Below are 20,945 nucleotides of genomic sequence, written 5' to 3'. Positions count from 1 at the left end.
GATGTCGAATTCTTATGACTCCTCCAGTATCAAAGTCCTGAAAGGGCTGGATGCGGTGCGTAAGCGCCCGGGTATGTATATCGGCGACACGGATGACGGCACCGGTCTGCACCACATGGTATTCGAGGTGGTAGATAACGCTATCGACGAAGCGCTCGCGGGTCACTGTAAAGACATCGTGGTCACCATCCATGCGGACAACTCCGTCTCCGTCACCGATGATGGTCGTGGCATCCCAACCGGTATTCACCCGGAAGAGGGGGTCTCTGCCGCGGAAGTGATCATGACCGTGCTGCACGCAGGCGGTAAGTTCGACGATAACTCCTATAAAGTTTCCGGCGGCCTGCACGGCGTAGGCGTCTCCGTGGTTAACGCCCTGTCGCAGAAGCTGGAGCTGGTTATCCAGCGCGAAGGCAAAATCCACCGTCAGCTCTATACGCACGGCGTGCCGCAGGCACCGCTGGCCGTCACTGGCGATACCGACAAAACCGGTACCATGGTGCGTTTCTGGCCGAGCCATGAAACCTTCACCAACGTCACCGAATTCGAGTACGACATCCTGGCGAAACGCCTGCGTGAACTGTCGTTCCTGAACTCCGGCGTCTCTATCCGCCTTAAAGACAAGCGTGACGGTAAAGAAGACCACTTCCATTACGAAGGTGGTATCAAAGCGTTCGTTGAGTATCTGAACAAGAACAAAACGCCAATTCACCAGAATATCTTCTACTTCTCCACCGAAAAAGACGGTATCGGCGTGGAAGTGGCGCTGCAGTGGAACGACGGTTTCCAGGAAAACATCTACTGCTTCACCAACAACATTCCACAGCGTGACGGCGGTACGCACCTTGCAGGCTTCCGTGCGGCAATGACCCGTACCCTGAACGCCTACATGGACAAAGAAGGCTACAGCAAGAAAGCGAAAGTCAGCGCCACCGGTGATGACGCCCGTGAAGGCCTGATTGCCGTTGTCTCCGTGAAGGTGCCGGATCCGAAGTTCTCCTCACAGACCAAAGACAAGCTGGTCTCTTCCGAGGTGAAATCGGCGGTTGAACAGCAGATGAACGAACTGCTGAGCGAATACCTGCTGGAAAACCCGTCCGATGCGAAAATCGTGGTGGGTAAAATTATCGATGCGGCGCGTGCCCGTGAAGCGGCGCGTAAAGCCCGTGAAATGACCCGTCGTAAAGGCGCGCTGGACTTAGCAGGCCTGCCGGGCAAACTGGCTGACTGCCAGGAACGCGACCCGGCGCTGTCTGAACTGTACCTCGTGGAAGGGGACTCCGCGGGCGGTTCTGCGAAGCAGGGCCGTAACCGTAAGAACCAGGCTATCCTGCCGCTGAAGGGTAAAATCCTCAACGTTGAGAAAGCGCGCTTCGACAAGATGCTCTCTTCTCAGGAAGTGGCGACCCTCATCACCGCACTGGGCTGCGGCATCGGCCGTGATGAGTACAACCCGGACAAACTGCGCTATCACAGCATCATCATCATGACCGATGCGGACGTCGACGGCTCGCACATTCGTACGCTGCTGTTGACCTTCTTCTATCGTCAGATGCCTGAAATCGTTGAGCGTGGCCACGTCTACATTGCACAGCCGCCGCTGTACAAAGTGAAGAAAGGCAAGCAGGAACAGTACATTAAAGACGACGAAGCGATGGATCAGTACCAAATCGCGATCGCCCTTGATGGCGCGACCCTGCATGCGAACTCGCACGCCCCTGCACTGGCCGGTGAGCCGCTGGAGCGTCTGGTGTCCGAGTTCAACGCGACTCAGAAAATGATCACGCGTATGGAACGCCGCTATCCGAAAACGCTGCTGAAGGAGCTGGTTTATCAGCCAACCCTGACCGAAGCCGATCTGAGCGACGAGCAGACCGTGACCCGCTGGGTGAACGCCCTGGTGACCGATCTCAACGAGAAAGAGCAGCACGGCAGCATGTGGAAATGCGATATCCAGCAGAACGCCGATAAGCAGTTCGAGCCTATTATTCGCGTGCGTACCCACGGCGTTGACACCGACTATCCGCTTGAGCACGAGTTTGTTACCGGTCCGGAATACCGCCGTATCTGCACGCTCGGCGAGACGCTGCGCGGCCTGATCGAAGACGATGCGTTCATCGAACGTGGCGAACGTCGTCAGCCGGTAGCCAGCTTCGAGCAGGCGCTGGACTGGCTGGTGAAAGAGTCTCGTCGTGGCCTCGCTATCCAGCGTTATAAAGGTCTGGGCGAAATGAACCCGGACCAGCTGTGGGAAACCACCATGGATCCGGAAAGCCGCCGCATGCTGCGCGTCACCGTTAAAGACGCGATTGCTGCGGACCAGCTGTTCACGACCCTGATGGGCGATGCGGTTGAACCACGTCGTGCCTTCATCGAAGAGAACGCCCTGAAAGCGGCAAATATCGATATTTAATCGTCGTTATGCCGCACGATAACTGGCCGCGCTTTTAGCGCGGCTTTTTTATGGGCGCAGGCATATCCAGCGACATCACAGACGGTAAACGGCTCGCCAGCGTATCTATCGCTATTCTTACCCTCAGCGGCAGATGCGGCGTCTGCTGCCACACGGCATGAACGTTGAAATGCACATCCGGTGCCTGCTTCAGGAGCGGGACGAGTTTACCCTGGTGAATATCTTTGACGACCATCCAGCAGGGCAGCCATGCAATGCCGTGTCCGGCCAGCGCAGCGTCGCAGATCGCCTGCAAATCATCCATATTGAGCGACGATCGGGGTGTAAAGGTGTGCGACGTTCCTTCGTTATCCATCAGCTGCCAGGACAACACTCTGCCTGCGCTCAAATAGTTGATGGCCGTATGCTGGGATAAATCATTAACGCTTTGTGGCTGGCCTTTCTTCAGCAGATACTCCGGCGCGGCGCACAGCACCATGCGGTGTTCACCCAGCTTTCTGGCGACCAGCACGCTGCTGTCCTGAAGCGTGCCGTTACGCACCGCCATATCAAACCCTTCCTCGACCAGATCCACCACGCGGTCGCTGAATGACATTTCCAGCTCAAGCCCGGGGTGTTCCTGAGCCAGCGCTATCAGCAGCGGGGCGACGCACTGGCGACCAAACAGCACCGGCATGGCAACGCGCAGGCGGCCACTGACCTGCTGTTTCCCCGTTTCAAGCAGCGATTCCGCACCCCGAATCTCCTCCAGCGCGCGCAGACAGCGTTCATAAAAAAGGGCTCCGTTATCGGTCAGACTCTGGCTGCGGGTGGTGCGCTGAAAAAGACGTACCCCCAGTCGTTGTTCAAGGCGAGCGATGCTTTTTCCGACCGCCGAGCGTGACAAATGCAGACGAATAGCGGCCTGCGCAAAACTTCCCGCCTCAACGGCGGCTACAAAAACAGGAATATCCTTCAGCGTATCGGTCATGGATTGTATCTATTATGGCGTCAATAAAGAGAAAACTTATCGCCACTGGCGACCTTTAGTCAACGGTAGACTGTCAGGACTAAAGCTCATCTGATGGCAGGAGAAATAAAATGACAGAAACAATGCAACGCTGGTCCATGGACGCCCTCGGGCGCGAGAACCTCAAGCTGACTCAGGCGCCCGTCCCACAGCCCGGCCCGGGTGAAGTGCGCGTAAGGGTAAATGCCGTTGCGCTTAACTATCGCGATAAAATGGTTGTTGAAGGCACAATGCCGATCCCGCTTTCCTTCCCGTTTACCCCGGCGTCTGACATGGCGGGCGTGGTGGACAGTATTGGTGAAGGCGTTACGCGCTTCAAACCCGGCGCGCGCGTCATCTCAACCTTCTTCCCCGAGTGGATCGACGGTAAACCGCAGGCGGACGCGCGCAATCTGCCCTATAAAACGTCCGGCGGATACTTCCAGGGCATGCTGGCCGAGTATGTGATTGTGAAGGAAGACGCGCTGGTGGCCTCCCCGGAGACTCTGAATGACGCCGAGGCCAGCACGCTGCCCTGCGCAGGGCTCACCGCCTGGTTTGCGCTGGTGGAGCGCGGTCAGCTGCGCGCCGGGCAATGGGTGCTGGTGCAGGGCACGGGCGGCGTGGCGATATTCGCTCTGCAAATTGCAAAAGCGCACGGCGCTGAGGTGTTTGTCACCTCGGGGAGCGATGAGAAACTGGCGCTGGCCAAAACGCTGGGGGCCAGCCACGGAATCAACCGGCTGAAAGGCGACTGGGCTGAAAATACGCTGGCGCTCACGCAGGATCGCGGTATCGACCATATTATCGAAACCGTCGGTGGAGAGAACCTGAAGCATTCCCTGCGCGCCGTTGCCGTTCACGGACGTATCTCCGTTATTGGCGTGCTGGCCGGGACGGAGATTACCCTCTCTGCTGGCGAACTGCTGCTGAAATCCCCCGTCATTCAGGGGATTGGCGTGGGGCATCGCCGGGCGCTGGAAGATTTTGTCCGCGCAGTTGACGTCACGGGGCTGAAGCCGGTGATCGAGCATCGCTACCGTTTTAACGAGCTTGAACAGGCCTTTGAACATCTGGATCGTGGCGCGTTCGGTAAAATTGTGCTCACCCGCGAGTAAGCCTTTGTTCCCCGGAATAAACGTAAAAGGGGCATTCCTGTTGCGCAATATAGCTCTATTTTTGTGTGCTTAATCGCGTTAGCATGAGGCAGCACTCATTTATTCCGGGGAACTCATGGCTATCAAACTCATTGCAATCGACATGGACGGCACGTTGCTGCTGCCAGATCACACCATCTCTCCAGCCGTTAAAAACGCGATCGCCGCGGCGCGCGCAAAGGGCGTGAATGTGGTCCTGACCACGGGGCGTCCGTATGCGGGCGTACACAGCTACCTGAAAGAGCTGCACATGAATCAGCCTGGCGACTACTGCATCACCTATAACGGCGCGCTGGTGCAGAAAGCCGCGGACGGCAGTACGGTTGCGCAAACCGCGCTGAGCTACGATGACTATCTGTTCCTGGAAAAACTGTCCCGTGAAGTGGGTTCCCACTTCCACGCGCTCGATCGCAATACGCTCTATACCGCCAACCGCGATATCAGCTACTACACGGTACATGAATCCTACGTTGCGACCATTCCGCTGGTGTTCTGTGAAGCGGAGAAAATGGACCCGGCGACGCAGTTCCTGAAAGTGATGATGATCGACGAGCCAGAGATCCTGGATAAAGCGATTGCGCGCATTCCGGCAGAGGTAAAAGAGAAGTACACCGTGCTGAAAAGTGCGCCGTACTTCCTCGAAATCCTCGATAAACGCGTCAATAAAGGCACCGGTGTCAAATCACTGGCCGATGCGCTGGGCATTAAACAGGAAGAGATCATGGCGCTGGGCGACCAGGAAAATGACATCGCGATGATCGAATTCGCCGGTATGGGCGTGGCGATGGATAACGCGATCCCATCGGTGAAAGAAGTGGCTAATTTTGTGACCAAATCCAACCTCGAAGACGGCGTGGCTTATGCCATTGAGAAGTTTGTGCTGAACTAAAAACCCGCTTGCGATACCCTGATGCGATAACTGTGCATCAGGGTATCCTCATGAAACAAATCACCTTCGCCTCCCGTAACCACCAGCTGACCAACATCAATACCTGGACGCCGGACAGCCAGTGGCTGGTCTACGACGTGCGCCCGTCCGGTGCGTCGTTCACCGGTGAAACCATCGAGCGGGTCAATGTCGCTACGGGTGAGGTAGAGGTGGTTTATCGCGCCACTGACGGCGCGCACGTCGGCGTGGTGACCGTTCATCCTGCAGAAGAGAAATATGTCTTTATCCACGGCCCGAAAAACCCGGATGCAGGCTGGCACTACGATTTTCATCATCGTCAGGGAGTGGTTGCGCAAAACGGTCAGGTGAGCAACCTGGACGCGATGGATATCACAGCGCCTTACACCGCAGGCGCGCTGCGCGGTGGCAGCCACGTCCATGTCTTTAGCCCGAACGGGCAGCTCGTCAGCTTTACCTACAACGACCATGTTCTGCACGAACGCGATCCTAAACTTGATTTACGCAACGTCGGCGTGGCTGCGCCTTACGGCCCGGTGAACCCGCAGGGGAACCATCCCCGTGAATATTCGGGAACATTCTGGAGCGTGCTGGTTAGCCGCACGACGCCTGGCCCGCGGCCGTGCAGCGATGAAATCAACCGCGCTTACGAAGAGGGCTGGGTGGGCAACGACAGGCTGGCGTTTATCGGTGACACCCTCTCTGCGCAGGGCCAAAAAGTACCCGAACTGTTTATCGTCGACCTGCCGGAAGACGAGCAGGGCTGGAAGCGTGCGGGCGATGCGCCGCTACAGGGCACGACAGAGACCCTGCCAGCGCCGCCTGCCGGGGTGATGCAGCGTCGTCTGACCTTTACGCATCAGAGGGCATATCCAGGCCTGGTGAACGTGCCGCGCCACTGGGTTCGCTGCAACCCGCAGGGGACACAGATTGCATTTCTGATGCGGGATGATAACGGCATTGTGCAGCTGTGGCTGATCTCTCCTGAGGGCGGCGAGCCGCGCCAGTTGACGCGTACCGGGAGCGATATTCAGTCTGCATTTAACTGGCATCCTTCCGGCGATCGTCTGGGGTTTGTGCTCGAAAATCGGATCGCCTGCTGCGACGCGCAGACCGGAGAGGTGACGTTTTTGACGTCCGATCACGGCAACCCGCCGTCTGCTGATGCGGTCGTGTTTTCCCCGGACGGGCGCGTTATTGCGTGGATGGAAGAGACAGCCGGTTTCCGTCAGCTTTGGGTAACGGAAACCGCGCAGTACTAGCGTGGAGGCATGTCAGCGGGCGGGATGACGGCGTTTGTCGCCAGATTCTCCTGCTCGCTTTTCTCTACCCGCGAGCGTACGGAGTTGTCCTTACGAAACATATCCCACGGCAGCAGAAGCGTATCCGCCACGGCCGTAAACGGCATATCCAGGATAACCAGGGATTTGGTGCCCCAGTTTGTATCGTCATCGGAGATCATCGCCGCGCTGGCGCGCGTCCCCGGATATGTTCCTTCTTTACCGCCGGTGTGAGACATCACGCTCGAACACCCGCAAAGTAAAACTACCCCGCTGAACGTCGTCAGCTTTATCAGAACATTTTTCATCATCACTCAGTCATCGTTAATGGCACTGCATTGACCTGCAACTCAGGGTTATAGCGAGCCTTATCCAAAATGGATAGCCCTATAACCCCGCACTGTGGCAGCCATCGCAATTTAACCCTTTGTGCTGTTGTCCCAGTCTAAGCGAGATGCAGGAAAGTGCAAAAAAAAGTGCAGCTGTCGTTCTTGAAAAGCCCGATAGCAGACCCATTTTAAGAATGTGGCCCGATAACGAACTCGCCTGATGGGTGTTCGGGGGCGCAAAGGCCTGTCCATGGTGGAAGGCTACAATTTCTCGCTGATTTCAGGAGTTTTATTTATGCGTAACTTCGATCTTTCTCCGCTATACCGTTCTGCAATTGGTTTTGACCGCCTGTTTAACCATTTAGAAAATAACCAAAGCCAGAGCAACGGCTACCCTCCATACAATGTTGAGCTGGTTGACGAAAACCACTACCGCATCGCCATTGCCGTCGCTGGTTTTGCAGAAAACGAACTGGAGATCACCGCTCAGGACAACCTGCTGGTGGTGAAAGGTTCCCATACGGCCGAGCAGAAAGAACGTACCTACCTTTATCAGGGCATCGCCGAGCGCAACTTTGAACGCAAGTTCCAGTTAGCCGAGAACATTCACGTTAAAGGCGCGAACCTGGTCAACGGCCTGCTGTTTATCGAACTGGAACGTGTGATTCCGGAAGAGAAAAAACCGCGCCGTATCGAAATTAACTAATTACGCGGGTCGCGTGAGCGGCCCACCCGGACTTGCTTGCCGTAACGGGAGCATATGCGAATCCATCAGGATTTGCAGGAACAACTGCGCACAAAAACTGTGCCGAACTCGCTTCTCAGAAGGAGATTTAGTATGCGTAACTATGATTTATCCCCCCTGCTGCGTCAGTGGATTGGTTTTGACAAACTGGCCAACGCCCTGCAAAGCACCACCGAGCAACAGACGTTTCCGCCGTACAACATCGAAAAAAGCGACGATAACCACTATCGCATCACCCTTGCGCTGGCCGGTTTCCGCCAGGACGATCTGGACATCCAGCTTGAAGGCACGCGCCTGACCGTGAAAGGTACGCCGGAAAAACAAGAGACCGAGACCAAATGGCTGCATCAGGGGCTGGTTAATCAGCCGTTTAGCCTGAGCTTTACCCTGGCAGACCATATGGAGGTGTCCGGCGCAACGTTTACCAACGGGCTGCTGCATATTGACCTGATCCGCAACGTGCCGGAAGCCATCGCGCCGCAGCGTATCGCCATTAGCGAGCGGCCGGCGTTAAATAGTTAATAGTGTGCGGGCTGATGCCCTCACCCCGTCCCTCCCCCACAGGGAGAGGGTGAAAAGATAAAGCCCTGCCCCGGCAGGGCTTTTTTGTGCGCCATCGCCCATACAACTGCCCCCGGCTCTGAGAGAATCCTTAGCATAACTAAGGTTATGATAAGGAAGTGGGTCATGAGTGATATCGCGTTAACCGTCAGCGTGTTGGCCCTGGTCGCTGTTGTTGGCCTGTGGATAGGTAATATCAAAATCCGTGGCGTCGGGTTTGGGATAGGCGGGGTACTGTTTGGCGGCATTTTTGTCGGGCACTTCGCCGACAAGCTCGGGCTGGTCCTCAGCGCCGAAATGCTCCACTTTACTCAGGAGTTCGGCCTGATCCTCTTCGTTTATACCATCGGTATTCAGGTGGGGCCGGGCTTTTTCGCCTCACTTCGGGTTTCCGGATTGCGGCTCAACCTGTTTGCCCTCGGCATTGTGGTAATGGGCGGGCTGGTCACCGCAATTCTGCACAAAATCTTCGATATCCCGCTGCCCGTGGTGCTGGGGATTTTCTCCGGGGCGGTCACCAACACGCCCGCGCTCGGTGCCGGGCAGCAAATCCTGCGCGATTTGGGTATCGAACCCGGCATTGTCGACCAGATGGGGATGAGCTACGCCATGGCCTATCCGTTTGGGATTTGCGGCATTCTGCTCTCCATGTGGCTGGTACGCGTCCTGTTTCGCATTAACGTCGACAAAGAGGCGAAGGACCACGAAACCACGCTCACCAACGGCCATATGCCGATCAAAACCATCAACATTCGGGTCGATAACCCCAACCTGAACAATATGGCGATTCAGGACGTGCCGATCCTGAACAGCGCCAATATCATCTGCTCCCGCCTTAAGCGTGACGATATGCTGATGGTTCCCGCGCCCGGCACCGTCATTCAGCAGGGCGATCTGCTGCACCTGGTCGGCCAGCCCGGAGATTTAAACAACGCGCGGCTGGTGATTGGCCAGGAAGTGGATACCTCGCTCTCAACCCGCGGCACCGATATGCGCGTGGAACGCGTTGTGGTGACTAACGAGCACGTTCTGGGCAAAAAAATACGCGATCTGCAGGTAAAAGAGCGCTATGACGTGGTGATCTCTCGCCTTAACCGTGCAGGCGTCGAGTTGGTCGCCAGCCCGGAAGCCAGCCTGCAGTTCGGGGATATCCTCAACCTGGTCGGGCGCCCGTCGTCCATCGACGCCGTGGCGGATATGGTGGGTAACGCCCAGCAAAAGCTGCAGCAGGTGCAGATGCTGCCAGTGTTTATCGGTATCGGGCTTGGCGTGCTGCTCGGTTCTATTCCTGTGTACGTGCCGGGCTTCCCGGTGGCGCTCAAGCTGGGCCTGGCGGGCGGGCCGCTGATTATGGCGCTGATCCTCGGGCGTATCGGCTGTATCGGGAAGCTCTACTGGTTTATGCCGCCGAGCGCCAACCTGGCGCTGCGCGAGCTGGGTATCGTGCTGTTCCTGGCGGTGGTCGGCCTGAAATCCGGCGGGGATTTTGTCGATACCCTGGTCAAGGGCGAAGGGATGAGTTGGGTCGGTTACGGCATCTTTATCACGGCGATCCCGCTGCTGACGGTGGGAATACTGGCGCGGATGTTCGCCAAAATGAACTACCTGACGCTGTGCGGGATGCTGGCGGGCTCCATGACCGATCCGCCAGCGCTGGCCTTTGCCAACAACCTGCACGCCACCAGCGGGGCGGCCGCGCTCTCCTATGCTACCGTCTATCCGCTGGTGATGTTCCTGCGCATCATCACCCCGCAGCTACTGGCGGTGCTGTTCTGGGGGATGAGCTAGCAGATCGTCCGGGTGGATGCGCCGCAGATGGTAGTCCACCTGGTAATCGCTGGTATTTCGGAACATCACGGAATAATTGAGGAACTCGCCGCTGTCGCTGTAGGAGAGAGACGTAATTCGCAGCAGCGGCGTCTGTTCCGGCAGGTTCATATAACCGGCCAGCGTTTTATCTGCCAGCACCGGCGTCAGGCTCTCGTAGTTGCCGCTGATGGTGATCCCGCACTCCTTCTCGATGTAATCAAACTTAGACCCCTCAAGATGCGCCAGCGACAGATTGCGGAACAGCTTCACCGGCATAAAGCTGTCCTCCAGCATCAGCGGCTTCCCGTCCACGTAGCGCACCCGTCGGGAAAAGTAGATCCGCTCATCCACCTGAATCCGCAGCTGGCTGGCAATGGCGGGCGGGGCGGGCATTACTTCAAACTGTAAGACCTTGCTCTGCACCTCTTTTCCCTGCTGACGCAGCACCTCGACCAGCCCGGTCAGGTTGGTGGTTTCGTGGTGAACGTCTTTGCGTGAGACAAAGGTTCCGCTGCCGTGCCGCCGCTCAACCAGCCCCCAGCTCACCAGCAGATCCAGCGCCTTGCGAATGGTCATTCGCGCCACGCCGAACTCCTGCGCCAGCGCTTTTTCGCCGGGCAGCGGGCTGCCGATGTTGTAGTCCGACGAATTCAGCCGCAGCCGTAACCTGTCGGCGATTGATTTGTAGATCACCAGTAGACCTCTCTGCCCTTACCAGGACGTGGATTGCGTCCTGGCATGTCCATATTTACCGCAAAAAGTAGACCTGATTGGTCAAAATAAAACCATGAATGCGATCACGAATCGCAGCGGCACGCCATGTTCGCGCATCAGTAAGTTCTTATGCTCACCTCAGGCCAGCAAAAAACCATAAAGGCCTCTACCCCTACAGGTTGTTTCATGAGGATTTAAAAATGCTCAGTCAAATACAACGTTTTGGCGGTGCCATGTTTACCCCGGTGTTGCTGTTTCCGTTCGCCGGGATTGTGGTGGGAATCGCCATCATGCTTCGCAACCCGCTGTTTGTCGGCGAAGCCTTAACGGCCCCCGATCATCTTTTCGCGCAGATCGTTCACATCATTGAAGAGGGCGGCTGGGCGGTGTTTCGCAATATGCCGCTGATTTTTGCCGTCGGTCTGCCGATTGGCCTGGCGAAACAGGCGCAGGGCCGCGCCTGTCTGGCGGTGCTGATTAGCTTCCTGACCTGGAACTACTTCATTAACGCGATGGGGATGACCTGGGGCCACTTCTTTGGCGTCGACTTCTCCGCCGAACCGACGGCCGGTAGCGGGCTGGCGATGATTGCCGGGATCAAAACGCTCGATACCAGCATCATCGGGGCCATCGTGATTTCAGGCATCGTCACCGGCATCCACAACCGCTACTTCGACAAGCCGCTGCCGGTCTTTCTGGGGATTTTCCAGGGCAGCTCGTTTGTCGTTATCCTCGCGTTCTTCGTCATGATCCCCTGCGCCTGGCTGACGCTGCTGGGCTGGCCAAAAGTGCAGATGGGCATTGAGTCCCTGCAGGCGTTCCTGCGCTCCGCCGGTGCGCTGGGCGTGTGGGTGTATACCTTCCTGGAACGCATTCTGATCCCAACCGGATTGCACCACTTCGTCTACGGTCCGTTCATCTTCGGCCCGGCGGCGGTGGAGGGCGGGATTCAGGTCTACTGGGCGCAGCACCTGCAGGAATTCAGCCAGAGCACCCTGCCGCTGAAAACCCTCTTCCCGGAAGGCGGATTCGCGCTGCACGGCAACTCAAAAGTGTTTGGCTCGGTCGGGATTGCGTTCGCTATCTGGTACACCGCGTCGCCGGAAAACCGCGTCAAGGTTGCGGGCCTGCTGGTCCCGGCCACGCTCACCGCCGTGCTGGTGGGCATTACTGAACCCCTCGAATTCACCTTCCTGTTTATCTCGCCGCTGCTGTTTGCCGTGCACGCGGTGCTGGCGGCGACTATGGCAACGGTGATGTACGCCTTCGGCGTGGTCGGGAACATGGGCGGCGGGCTGCTGGACCAGTTCCTGCCGCAAAACTGGATCCCGATGTTCCATAACCACGCCTCGACGGTATTCACCCAGATTGGCATCGGCATCTGCTTCACCGGGATTTACTTCGTGGTCTTCAAAACGCTGATCGAACGTCTGAACCTGAAAACCCCCGGCCGGGAAGAGAGCGAAATCAAGCTCTACAGCAAGGCCGACTATAAAGCGGCGCGGGGGCAAACCACCGCCCCGGCAGCGGCCAGCCAGCAGGTTGGGCAGGCTGCCGGGTTCCTGCAGGCGCTCGGCGGCGCGGCCAACATCGAAAGCATCAACAACTGCGCCACCCGCTTGCGCATTGCGCTGGTGGATATGGCGAAAACCCAAAGCGATGACGTCTTCAAAGCCCTCGGCGCCCACGGCGTGGTGCGACGCGGCAACGGCATTCAGGTGATTGTCGGCCTGCACGTTCCTCAGGTGCGCGACCAGCTGGAATCGCTGATGAAAACTCCTTTAACAAATGAACAAACCACCCTGACAGAGGCTATATCATGAAAAAATTCTCAGTTGTCATTGCAGGCGGCGGCAGCACCTTTACGCCTGGCATCGTCCTGATGCTGTTAGCCAACCGTGACCGTTTCCCGCTGCGCGCCCTGAAGTTCTATGACAACGACGGCGCGCGTCAGGAGACCATCGCCGAAGCGTGCAAAATCATCCTTATGGAACAAGCCCCGGAGATTGAATTCAGCTACACCACCGATCCTAAAGCGGCGTTTACCGATGTGGATTTTGTGATGGCGCATATCCGCGTGGGCAAATACCCGATGCGTGAAAAAGATGAAAAAATCCCGCTGCGCCACGGCGTGCTGGGCCAGGAAACCTGCGGCCCGGGCGGGATTTCCTACGGCATGCGCTCTATCGGCGGCGTGCTGGAGCTGGTGGATTATATGGAGCAGTACTCCCCGAACGCGTGGATGCTGAACTACTCCAACCCGGCGGCGATTGTCGCGGAAGCCACGCGCCGCCTGCGTCCGAACGCCAAAATCCTCAACATCTGCGATATGCCGATCGGCATTGAAGGGCGCATGGCGCAGATTGTCGGCCTGAAGGACCGCAAAGAGATGCGCGTGCGCTACTACGGCCTGAACCACTTCGGCTGGTGGACGTCGATTGAAGATCTGAACGGCAACGATCTGATGCCGAAACTGCGCGAATACGTGGCGAAAAAGGGCTATGTTCCGCCTTCAGAAGATGCGCATACCGAAGCGAGCTGGAACGATACCTTTGCCAAAGCAAAAGACGTGCAGGCGCTGGATCCGGACACCATGCCGAACACCTACCTGAAGTATTACCTGTTCCCGGACTACGTGGTCGCGCACTCCAATCCGGAACGTACCCGCGCCAATGAAGTGATGGATCACCGTGAGAAGCACGTGTTCAGCGCCTGCCGGGCGATTATCGAAGCCGGTCACTCCGCCGCCGGTGAGCTGGAAATCGACGAACATGCGTCGTACATCGTCGATCTGGCTACGGCCATTGCCTTCAACACCCAGGAGCGGATGCTGCTGATTGTGCCAAACAACGGGGCCATCCATAACTTTGATGCCGACGCGATGGTGGAGATCCCGTGCCTGGTGGGCCATAACGGGCCGGAGCCGCTTACGGTGGGCGATATTCCGCACTTCCAGAAAGGGCTGATGAGCCAGCAGGTGGCGGTAGAAAAACTGGTGGTGGATGCCTGGGAGCAGCGCTCGTATCAGAAACTCTGGCAGGCGATCACCCTGTCGAAAACCGTGCCGAGCGCGTCCGTCGCGAAAGCGATTCTGGATGACCTGATCGAGGCCAATAAGGACTACTGGCCAGAGCTGCACTAATCGTCCTGACCGGCATCGCCCGATGCCGGTCTCCTTGTCCTTGTCGATTTACGCTATGCTGAAGCCTGCCCGAAGCACGACAAGGAACCCTCATGAAAATTTCCCGCCTCGGCGAAGCGCCGGACTACCGCTTCTCTCTGGCTAATGAACGCACTTTTTTAGCGTGGATCCGCACCGCGCTGGGCTTTCTTGCCGCAGGGGTGGGTCTCGATCAGCTCGCGCCCGATTTCGCCACTCCGCTGATTCGCGAAGTGCTGGCACTGCTGCTGTGCCTGTTCGCGGGCGTGCTGGCGATTTACGGCTATCTGCGCTGGCTGCGCAATGAGAAGGCGATGCGTCTGAAGCAGGATCTGCCCTACACGCGTGGGTTACTCATCATCAGCACGATTCTGCTGGCGGTGGCGGGCGTGGTGATGGTGCTGGTGTTCTATGGCGGATAGCCGCAAAGCGCGACGCGAAGCGGACCCCGGCCTGCAGCCTGAGCGGACGTCACTCGCCTGGCTGCGCACGCTGCTGGGGTATGGCGCGCTGATTGCCCTGGCGATTAAGCACAACTGGCACCGCACGGGGGTGCCATTCTGGGTTTCGCTGGTTGTGCTGGCGCTGGTGGCCATCATTTTATGGCGCTATACCCGCAGCCGTAACCTGATGGACGTGGCGCAGAATGATTTTGTCCAGCCGAAAGCGGTGCGGGATAAGTTCCTGATCGCGCTGGCTGTGCTGTCTCTGTCTTTACTCTTTGCAGTTACTCACATTCAGCAAATTGTGAGCCTGTAAGCCCGGTGGCGGCTACGCCTTACCGGGCCTACAGCTGCCGCGAACGTAGGCCGGGTAAGGCGTAGCCGCCACCCGGCATAATTACTTCCCTTTCGCCAGATACTTCGCCATCTCGTCTTCCGGCACCATCCCGCCGCCGGTCGCCCACACCAGGTGGGTAACGTTGGCATCTGAAGGCACGCGCAGCGGCCCGGCCATGCCCGCCAGCGCCGACGGTTCCAGGCGGATCCCTTCCTCCTGCGCCAGCCAGCCGAGCATGTCGTACATGCTCTGATCGGAGAGCGTATAGAACCCGTCAAGCAGGCGCTCCATCGCGCGGCCCACGAAGCCGGAGGCGCGTCCTACCGCCAGACCGTCCGCCGCCGTGACGTTATCAATGCCCAGGTCCTGCACCGCGATCTCATCGTGCAGGCCGGTGTAGACGCCCAGCAGCATGCACGGGGAGTGCGTTGGCTCCGCGAAGAAGCAGTGGACGTTATCGCCAAAGGCCAGCTTCAGGCCAAACGCTACGCCGCCGGGGCCGCCGCCGACGCCGCACGGCAGGTAGACGTACAGAGGATGGTCCGCATCCACCACGCGGCCCTGTTCGGCAAACTGCGCCTTCAGGCGCTCGCCTGCAACGGCATAGCCCAGGAATAAGGTGCGGGAATTTTCATCGTCAATGAAGAAACAGTTCGGATCGCTTTCCGCCGCTTTTCGTCCCTGCTCCACCGCCACGCCGTAATCCTGCTCATATTCCACGACGATGACGCCGTGGCTGCGCAGTTTAGCTTTCTTCCACTCGCGGGCGTCGGCGGACATATGTACCGTCACCTTAAAGCCGATGCGTGCGCTCATAATGCCGATGGACATCCCGAGGTTGCCGGTTGAGCCTACCGCAATGCTGTACTGGCTGAAGAAGTCCTTAAAGCGCGGCTCCAGCAGAATGCTGTAGTCGTCTTCAATACTCAGCAACCCGGCTTCCAGCGCCAGTTTTTCCGCATGGGTCAGCACCTCATAGATGCCGCCGCGCGCTTTAATCGAGCCGGAAATCGGCAGATGGCTGTCTTTTTTAAGCAGCAGCGTGCCGGGAATGGCCTTGCCGGACTCTTTCTCCAGCCGCTTTTGCATCGCCGGAATGGCGACCAGTTCGGATTCGATAATCCCGCCCGTTGCCGCCGTTTCCGGGAAGGCTTTCGCCAGATACGGCGCGAAGCGGTTGAGGCGAGCGTGCGCGTCGTCCACGTCGGCTTTGGTCAACCCGACGTACGGCAACCCTTCGGCAAGCGTGGTGGTACGCGGGTTAAGCCAGGTGGTTTCTTTCAGGGCAATCAGATCCTCAACCAGAGGAAACTGTGCGGTTAAAGTAGTGATAGTTGCGTTTTCCATAATACGTCTCTTCGCGCTCAGATAATGAAGGAAAGCAGGAATGTGCCGCCAAGTGCAAGCACCGAGGCGATAAACGTCGCCGTCGTATAGTATTTGAAGGTCTCATTCAGGGTCGCGCCGCAGTATTGCTTCACCAGCCAGAAGAGGGAATCGGTCACGATCGTGCAGCCAATGGCGCCGGAACCGATGGCAATGGTGATGATCTCCGGGCTCACGTTTGGGTAGAGCGGCAGCATCGGCGCGACGATCGCCGTGGCACCCATCATCGCTACCGTTGCCGAGCCCACTGCGGCGTGCAGCACCAGCGCCACCAGCCAGGCCAGCAGAATCGGGTGCATGTGCAGGTTCGAGAGAATATGCGCCAGCGAGTCCGCCAGTCCGCTGGTTTTCAGGATGGCGTTAAACGCGCCGCCCGCGCCGATAATCAGCAAAATGTTGGCGATAGAGCCGAAGCCGTGCTCGGTGTGCGTCAGCATTGTACCCATGCCCATATGCTGGCGGATCCCCAGCAGGTAGTAGGCGACAAACACGGCGATAAACATGGCGGTGATCGGGTTGCCGATAAACTCCAGCAGCGTATACAGCGTGCCTTCTTTTGCCATATTCAGCTCGGCGATGGTTTTCACCAGCATCAGGGCAATCGGCAGCAGCACCGTGAACAGCGTGGCGCCCAGCGACGGCAGGGTGTGCTCTTCCCGCACCTTCAGGTCTGAAAATTCCGCCGGAACCGGTTTAAACGGCAGACGGTTGCCGAGCAGTTTCAGGAACAGCGGGCCGCCGACCAGCGAGGCCATCAGGCCCACCATCAAACCGTAGACAATGACCGTTCCGACGTCCGCGCCTAATTTATTGGTCACAAACAGCGCGGCCGGATGCGGAGGCACCACGCAGTGCACCGCCATCAGCGCGGTACAGAGCGGAATGGCCAGCTTGAGCAGCGACGTGTGGGTCTTTTTGGCGATGGAAAACGCCAGCGGGATGAGCAGTACCACGCCCACTTCCACGAACAGCGTGATCCCGCAGATAAGGCCCACCAGCACCATAATCACGTCCGCCGACAGCCAGCGGCAGCGCTGCAACGCGATTCCGATGCGCTCTGCCGCGCCGGAGACTTCCATCATCTTGCCGAGAATGGTGCCCAGACCAATCACCGCCGCCAGGAAGCCCAGCGTACCGCCAATTCCGCTCTCGATGGCGTTCACCATATCCAGCGGGCTCATCCCCATCATCGCGCCGACGAAAAAGCTCGCCAGCAGCAGCGCGAGGAACGGGTGAAACTTCAGCTTAACGATGGTTAAAACAATCAACACAATGCTGACCAGCAGCGTTGCCACAACCCAGACCTGAGATCCCATATCTCACCTCACCCTTATGTCATCTGTGGGTATTGGACGAAAAAACGGCGTGGGCTGACAAACGATATAAATTAGCGTTCAGGTGAGCCAGATTGGATCAACTGAGTGACTATGCTCTAAAAAGCGCACTTAATTCTTATTAGGTTCACATAAATTCACCCTTGAGCGGTATGCTGAGCGCATAAACCCCGCGTGAGAATTGTGATGACCGATGCAAATGAAGCCAGAAACCGGCTGTTAAACGGCTGGCAGCTGTCGAAAATGTACACCTTTGAAGTGGCCGCCCGGCATGAGTCCTTCGCCCTGGCGGCGGAGGAGCTGTCGCTCAGCCCCAGCGCGGTGAGCCACCGCATCAATCTGCTGGAAGAGGAGCTGGGTATTCAGCTGTTTGTCCGCTCGCACCGTAAAGTTGAGCTGACGCAGGAGGGAAAGCGCGTTTACTGGACGCTGAAATCGTCCCTCGATACCCTCAATCAGGAGATCCTGGATATCAAAAACCAGGCGCTCACCGGCACGCTGACGGTCTACTCCCGGCCGTCGATCGCCCAGTGCTGGCTGGTGCCCATGTTGGGGGACTTTACCCGCCGCTATCCGTCGATTTCACTCACCATTCTGACCGGCAATGATTATGTCAATATGCAGCGAACGGGCGTCGATCTGGCGCTCTATTTCGACGATACGCCGCCAAACCACCTTTCTCATCACTTCCTGATGGACGAAGAGATTTTGCCCGTCTGCTCGCCGCAGTATGCCCGCGAGCATGAACTGCTGAAAAATCCCGATAACCTCAGCCACTGCACGCTGCTGCACGACCGTCAGGCCTGGAGCAACGATTCCGGTACGGATGAGTGGCTGAGCTGGGCGCAACACTTTGCGGTGAATATGCCGCCATCGTCGGGCATTGGTTTCGATCGTTCCGATTTAGCGATTATTGCGGCCATCAACCACGTCGGCGTCGCGATGGGCAGAAAGCGGCTGGTGCAGAAACGGCTTGAGCGGGGCGATCTTATCGCCCCGTTTGGTGAAAAGACCCTGAAATGCCATCAGCACTACTATATCTCGACGCTTTCTGGCCGGCAGTGGCCGAAAATAGACGCCTTTATCGGCTGGCTGAGAGAGCTGGCAGGTTGAAGAATTATTACGCTTTCGCTCTACACCAAATGTGAAAAAGCGTGCTAAATACAGGTAATGCTTTCGATTTATCCAGGGTAAACCGTGTTAAAGCCTTTTATTGCCTGTGCATTACTGATCTCTTCCGGCTGGGCGATTGCCGCTGAGCCGCCGCTGACGGCTGCCCGTTATGCGCAGCAGCTCGGCGTCGGGATGGATGTGGACTGGGCGCGCACCGAGCGCGGCATACGCGAATTCGACCCGCTGGTGGTACGCGATTTTCGTGCAAAAGGCATTACCCACGTGCGCATTCGCGTCGCCGATGAGCCGACGGAAGCGCGGCTTATCCATCTGCGCAAGCTGGTAGAAGCCTGCGAACAGTATGGCGTGATCCCGATAATCGCTTATCAGGCTGATGAGTATAAAAACGACCCGAAAGCCGATAACGAGAAAGAGACGATTAACTGGTGGATTGCCGTGGCGCACTATTTCGGTCAGAGCTACCCTCTGCTGGGCTTTGATCTTATTTATGAGCCCGCCGACAAGCTTAACCACAACCTCGCGTCGCTAAACCGCGTGTATGAAAAAACCATTAAAGCGATCCACGACATGGACCCGCAGCGCATGATCTTTGTTGCGCCACGCCTGCGCGCCGCGCCGGAGGATTTATCCAGCCTGAAGCTGCCTGCGCACAGCCAAAACTACCTGCTGGCGGAGTGGCATATTTTCCCGTGGGGGCCGCTGAAAAATAGCGGTAAATACCCGTGGACATCCGGCACGGCGGCGGAGAAAGCGGCTATCCATAATCGCATCAATACCGCGCTGCGCTGGCAGCAAAAAACCGGGCACGTTAGCTGGGTCGGGGGCTGGGGCGTGGGAGAGTCAAACCACCTCACGCCAACCGCTTCGCAAATGGCGTTCTCCACCTTTATGGCCTGCGAGCTGCAAAAGGCGAAAATCCCGTATGCGCTGAATGCGGATTTCCAGTTTTACGACGGGGAAGAGGGGGCCTGGCGGCCCGCGCCGGAGCCGTTGTTGCAGGCGATGATTGCGCCCGTCTGTGAAAAGCCCGGCGAGAAGCCGGGCCATCATGCGGTTAAACCGGCTGCTCGTGATGCGGAACACGCGACGCCAGCGGCAGCCAGCACAGTAAAATCAGCAGCCCCATCAGCGTCATCAGCAGGCCCAAACTAGCCTGCCCGGTCTGCGGCATCATCGCCGAGAGCCAGGCCAGCGCGCCGGAGCCGATATTCTGCAAACCGCCCACCAGCGCGCCAGCCGTGCCAGCGAGGAACGGGAACGGCTCCATCGCGCCGCTGGTCGCCAGCGGGAACAGCATCCCCGCGCCGAAGAAGAACAGCGCTGCCGGGATGAGCAGCGTCCAGACCGACATCACGTCAAACAGTCCCGGGATCCACATCATCAGACCCGCCAGCAGACAGCTGATCACCGACTGCCACATCAGGGTGGAGAAGCGTTTGTTCGGGCGTCCGGCAAACCACGCGCCGAAGAACGCCGCCGGGATCGGCAGAATAAACAGAATACTCACCACCATGCTGCTCAGACCCAGCCCCGCGCCCAGCAGCACGCCGGAGCAGGCTTCAAACACCGCAATGCCCGCCAGGCCGCCGATCAGCATCAGCAGATAGCAGGTAAACGAGCCGTTACCGAACAGCGTTTTATAGCTGGTAATGAGCTTCGTGCGCGGCGCGTCCTGCGGGCGCGTTTCCGGCATCCAGCGCGCCATGCTAAAGGTGACGATGATGCACAGCACCAGCAGGAAGGCGTAGCAGGCGCGCCAGGACCACATCGTGTCCAGCAGGCCGCCAATCAGCGGGGCGAGAAGCGGGCTGACCAGAATACCCATGTTCAACAGGCTGTTGGCATGACGGAGCTGGGTGCCCTGATACATATCGCGCGGTAAGGTACGCGCCATCACCCCGCCGACGCCGGTCCCGACGCCCTGCAGGGCGCTGGCGGCAATCAGTACGGTCAGGCTGTGCGTGGTAATAGCAATCACCGTCGCCACCATGAAAATGCTCATGCCCACCAGGATCACCGGGCGACGCCCGACGCGGTCGGACAGCGGGCCGTAGAAGAGCTGCGAAACGCCATAGGTCAGCAGGTAGGCTGCCATTACGCTCTGCACTGCGCCCTCGCGGACGTTCAATTCCTTTGCCATGTCGGCAATCGCCGGAATGTAGATGGTTTGCGCCATCTGACCGACGGCCACCAGTAACACCAGCATCAACAATAAGTTAACGTTCCTTTGTTTTTTCATGTCGCTGAA

General features: G+C 58.0%; 19 protein-coding genes and 1 other annotated feature. Of the genes, 13 read left to right on the top strand and 6 right to left on the bottom strand.

What is annotated here, in order from left to right; all coding sequences use genetic code 11:
• Window position 1 precedes the first annotated feature (1 nt).
• Window positions 2–2,413, top strand: coding sequence for a DNA topoisomerase (ATP-hydrolyzing) subunit B (gene gyrB, locus P346_RS03905; protein ID WP_032662066.1), 2,412 nt, complete (start codon window positions 2–4; stop codon window positions 2,411–2,413).
• 34 nt (window positions 2,414–2,447) lie between these two features.
• Here gyrB and P346_RS03910 read toward each other — a convergent pair whose 3' ends face one another.
• Window positions 2,448–3,383: a LysR family transcriptional regulator gene (locus tag P346_RS03910; RefSeq protein ID WP_032662063.1), complete on the bottom strand. Its 936-nt coding sequence runs from the start codon at window positions 3,381–3,383 to the stop codon at window positions 2,448–2,450.
• Window positions 3,384–3,493: 110 nt separating this feature from the next.
• On the opposite strand from P346_RS03910, the gene P346_RS03915 reads away from it, so the two are divergent.
• The 3 genes from P346_RS03915 (at window position 3,494) to P346_RS03925 (ending at window position 6,727) form a co-directional block, all read left to right on the top strand.
• The gene (locus P346_RS03915) at window positions 3,494–4,519 is read left to right on the top strand and encodes a zinc-dependent alcohol dehydrogenase family protein (RefSeq protein WP_032662061.1); all 1,026 of its coding nucleotides are present in this window, start codon (window positions 3,494–3,496) and stop codon (window positions 4,517–4,519) included.
• 115 nt (window positions 4,520–4,634) lie between these two features.
• Window positions 4,635–5,447, top strand: a complete 813-nt coding sequence (gene yidA, locus P346_RS03920) for a sugar-phosphatase (protein WP_032662059.1) — start codon at window positions 4,635–4,637, stop codon at window positions 5,445–5,447.
• A 50-nt stretch (window positions 5,448–5,497) separates the two neighbouring features.
• Window positions 5,498–6,727: a DUF3748 domain-containing protein gene (locus P346_RS03925; RefSeq protein WP_032662058.1), complete on the top strand. Its 1,230-nt coding sequence runs from the start codon at window positions 5,498–5,500 to the stop codon at window positions 6,725–6,727.
• Here the strand turns inward: P346_RS03925 and P346_RS03930 are convergent.
• Window positions 6,724–7,056: a YceK/YidQ family lipoprotein gene (locus tag P346_RS03930; protein ID WP_032662055.1), complete on the bottom strand. Its 333-nt coding sequence runs from the start codon at window positions 7,054–7,056 to the stop codon at window positions 6,724–6,726. The two genes, P346_RS03925 and P346_RS03930, sit on opposite strands and share 4 nt — an antisense overlap.
• Window positions 7,057–7,304: 248 nt before the next feature.
• Window positions 7,305–7,376 (top strand) — a sequence feature (ROSE (Repression Of Heat Shock gene Expression) occurs in the 5'-region of heat shock genes and acts as an RNA thermometer to modulate expression.).
• On the opposite strand from P346_RS03930, the gene ibpA reads away from it, so the two are divergent.
• From ibpA to P346_RS03945, 3 genes are all read left to right on the top strand, one after another.
• Window positions 7,370–7,780 (top strand): small heat shock chaperone IbpA, encoded by a 411-nt coding sequence (ibpA, locus tag P346_RS03935; RefSeq protein ID WP_008500162.1) that lies wholly within the window; start codon window positions 7,370–7,372, stop codon window positions 7,778–7,780. (Overlaps the previous feature by 7 nt.)
• Before the next feature lie 132 nt (window positions 7,781–7,912).
• Window positions 7,913–8,341: a small heat shock chaperone IbpB gene (ibpB, locus tag P346_RS03940; protein ID WP_032662053.1), complete on the top strand. Its 429-nt coding sequence runs from the start codon at window positions 7,913–7,915 to the stop codon at window positions 8,339–8,341.
• Window positions 8,342–8,506: 165 nt separating this feature from the next.
• Window positions 8,507–10,168 carry a putative transporter gene (locus tag P346_RS03945; RefSeq protein ID WP_032662051.1) on the top strand — a complete coding sequence of 554 codons (1,662 nt, stop codon included), beginning with the start codon at window positions 8,507–8,509 and terminating at the stop codon, window positions 10,166–10,168.
• On the opposite strand, the gene P346_RS03950 is transcribed toward P346_RS03945, so the two are convergent.
• Window positions 10,136–10,882, bottom strand: coding sequence for a GntR family transcriptional regulator (locus P346_RS03950; RefSeq protein ID WP_024907387.1), 747 nt, complete (start codon window positions 10,880–10,882; stop codon window positions 10,136–10,138). The two genes, P346_RS03945 and P346_RS03950, sit on opposite strands and share 33 nt — an antisense overlap.
• A gap of 221 nt (window positions 10,883–11,103) precedes the next feature.
• Here P346_RS03950 and P346_RS03955 point away from each other — a divergent pair, with 221 nt between their 5' ends.
• From P346_RS03955 to P346_RS03970, 4 genes are all read left to right on the top strand, one after another.
• Entirely contained in the window at window positions 11,104–12,726 is a 1,623-nt protein-coding gene (locus P346_RS03955) for an alpha-glucoside-specific PTS transporter subunit IIBC (RefSeq protein ID WP_032662049.1), read from the top strand.
• Window positions 12,723–14,045 carry a 6-phospho-alpha-glucosidase gene (locus P346_RS03960; protein WP_032662047.1) on the top strand — a complete coding sequence of 441 codons (1,323 nt, stop codon included), beginning with the start codon at window positions 12,723–12,725 and terminating at the stop codon, window positions 14,043–14,045. Before P346_RS03955 ends, P346_RS03960 begins: the two co-directional genes overlap by 4 nt.
• Before the next feature lie 92 nt (window positions 14,046–14,137).
• Window positions 14,138–14,485: a YidH family protein gene (locus P346_RS03965; protein WP_032662045.1), complete on the top strand. Its 348-nt coding sequence runs from the start codon at window positions 14,138–14,140 to the stop codon at window positions 14,483–14,485.
• On the top strand, window positions 14,475–14,822 hold the full coding sequence (locus P346_RS03970; RefSeq protein ID WP_032662043.1) for a DUF202 domain-containing protein: 348 nt from the start codon (window positions 14,475–14,477) through the stop codon (window positions 14,820–14,822). Before P346_RS03965 ends, P346_RS03970 begins: the two co-directional genes overlap by 11 nt.
• An 81-nt stretch (window positions 14,823–14,903) precedes the next feature.
• Here the strand turns inward: P346_RS03970 and dsdA are convergent, their stop codons facing one another.
• Window positions 14,904–16,190, bottom strand: coding sequence for a D-serine ammonia-lyase (gene dsdA, locus P346_RS03975; protein WP_032662041.1), 1,287 nt, complete (start codon window positions 16,188–16,190; stop codon window positions 14,904–14,906).
• A 17-nt stretch (window positions 16,191–16,207) separates the two neighbouring features.
• Complete coding sequence (gene dsdX, locus P346_RS03980; RefSeq protein WP_032662040.1) at window positions 16,208–17,545, bottom strand: D-serine transporter DsdX; 1,338 nt, start codon at window positions 17,543–17,545, stop codon at window positions 16,208–16,210.
• Between the two features lie 204 nt (window positions 17,546–17,749).
• On the opposite strand from dsdX, the gene dsdC reads away from it, so the two are divergent.
• Window positions 17,750–18,676, top strand: coding sequence for a DNA-binding transcriptional regulator DsdC (dsdC, locus tag P346_RS03985; RefSeq protein WP_032662038.1), 927 nt, complete (start codon window positions 17,750–17,752; stop codon window positions 18,674–18,676).
• A gap of 84 nt (window positions 18,677–18,760) precedes the next feature.
• Window positions 18,761–19,849: a cellulase family glycosylhydrolase gene (locus P346_RS03990; RefSeq protein ID WP_023309826.1), complete on the top strand. Its 1,089-nt coding sequence runs from the start codon at window positions 18,761–18,763 to the stop codon at window positions 19,847–19,849.
• Here the strand turns inward: P346_RS03990 and emrD are convergent.
• Window positions 19,752–20,936 (bottom strand): multidrug efflux MFS transporter EmrD, encoded by a 1,185-nt coding sequence (gene emrD / locus P346_RS03995; protein WP_032662106.1) that lies wholly within the window; start codon window positions 20,934–20,936, stop codon window positions 19,752–19,754. The genes P346_RS03990 and emrD overlap by 98 nt on opposite strands.
• Window positions 20,937–20,945 lie beyond the last annotated feature (9 nt).

This window comes from Enterobacter sp. DC1 (genome assembly GCF_000568075.1).
Taxonomy (GTDB): Bacteria; Pseudomonadota; Gammaproteobacteria; order Enterobacterales; family Enterobacteriaceae; genus Enterobacter; species Enterobacter asburiae.
This window is presented reverse-complemented; position numbering and strand designations above follow the sequence as displayed.

Bases quoted from the DNA above. Each gene is read 5' to 3' on its own strand.
- yidA (WP_032662059.1), top strand. From the start codon at position 4,635: ATGGCTATCAAACTCATTGCAATCGACATGGACGGCACGTTGCTGCTG.
- dsdX (WP_032662040.1), bottom strand. From the start codon at position 17,545: ATGGGATCTCAGGTCTGGGTTGTGGCAACGCTGCTGGTCAGCATTGTG.
- dsdC (WP_032662038.1), top strand. From the start codon at position 17,750: ATGACCGATGCAAATGAAGCCAGAAACCGGCTGTTAAACGGCTGGCAG.
- ibpB (WP_032662053.1), top strand. From the start codon at position 7,913: ATGCGTAACTATGATTTATCCCCCCTGCTGCGTCAGTGGATTGGTTTT.
- P346_RS03970 (WP_032662043.1), top strand. From the start codon at position 14,475: ATGGCGGATAGCCGCAAAGCGCGACGCGAAGCGGACCCCGGCCTGCAG.
- P346_RS03910 (WP_032662063.1), bottom strand. From the start codon at position 3,383: ATGACCGATACGCTGAAGGATATTCCTGTTTTTGTAGCCGCCGTTGAG.
- P346_RS03915 (WP_032662061.1), top strand. From the start codon at position 3,494: ATGACAGAAACAATGCAACGCTGGTCCATGGACGCCCTCGGGCGCGAG.
- P346_RS03955 (WP_032662049.1), top strand. From the start codon at position 11,104: ATGCTCAGTCAAATACAACGTTTTGGCGGTGCCATGTTTACCCCGGTG.
- P346_RS03925 (WP_032662058.1), top strand. From the start codon at position 5,498: ATGAAACAAATCACCTTCGCCTCCCGTAACCACCAGCTGACCAACATC.
- ibpA (WP_008500162.1), top strand. From the start codon at position 7,370: ATGCGTAACTTCGATCTTTCTCCGCTATACCGTTCTGCAATTGGTTTT.
- P346_RS03965 (WP_032662045.1), top strand. From the start codon at position 14,138: ATGAAAATTTCCCGCCTCGGCGAAGCGCCGGACTACCGCTTCTCTCTG.
- gyrB (WP_032662066.1), top strand. From the start codon at position 2: ATGTCGAATTCTTATGACTCCTCCAGTATCAAAGTCCTGAAAGGGCTG.
- emrD (WP_032662106.1), bottom strand. From the start codon at position 20,936: ATGAAAAAACAAAGGAACGTTAACTTATTGTTGATGCTGGTGTTACTG.
- P346_RS03945 (WP_032662051.1), top strand. From the start codon at position 8,507: ATGAGTGATATCGCGTTAACCGTCAGCGTGTTGGCCCTGGTCGCTGTT.
- P346_RS03960 (WP_032662047.1), top strand. From the start codon at position 12,723: ATGAAAAAATTCTCAGTTGTCATTGCAGGCGGCGGCAGCACCTTTACG.
- dsdA (WP_032662041.1), bottom strand. From the start codon at position 16,190: ATGGAAAACGCAACTATCACTACTTTAACCGCACAGTTTCCTCTGGTT.
- P346_RS03930 (WP_032662055.1), bottom strand. From the start codon at position 7,056: ATGATGAAAAATGTTCTGATAAAGCTGACGACGTTCAGCGGGGTAGTT.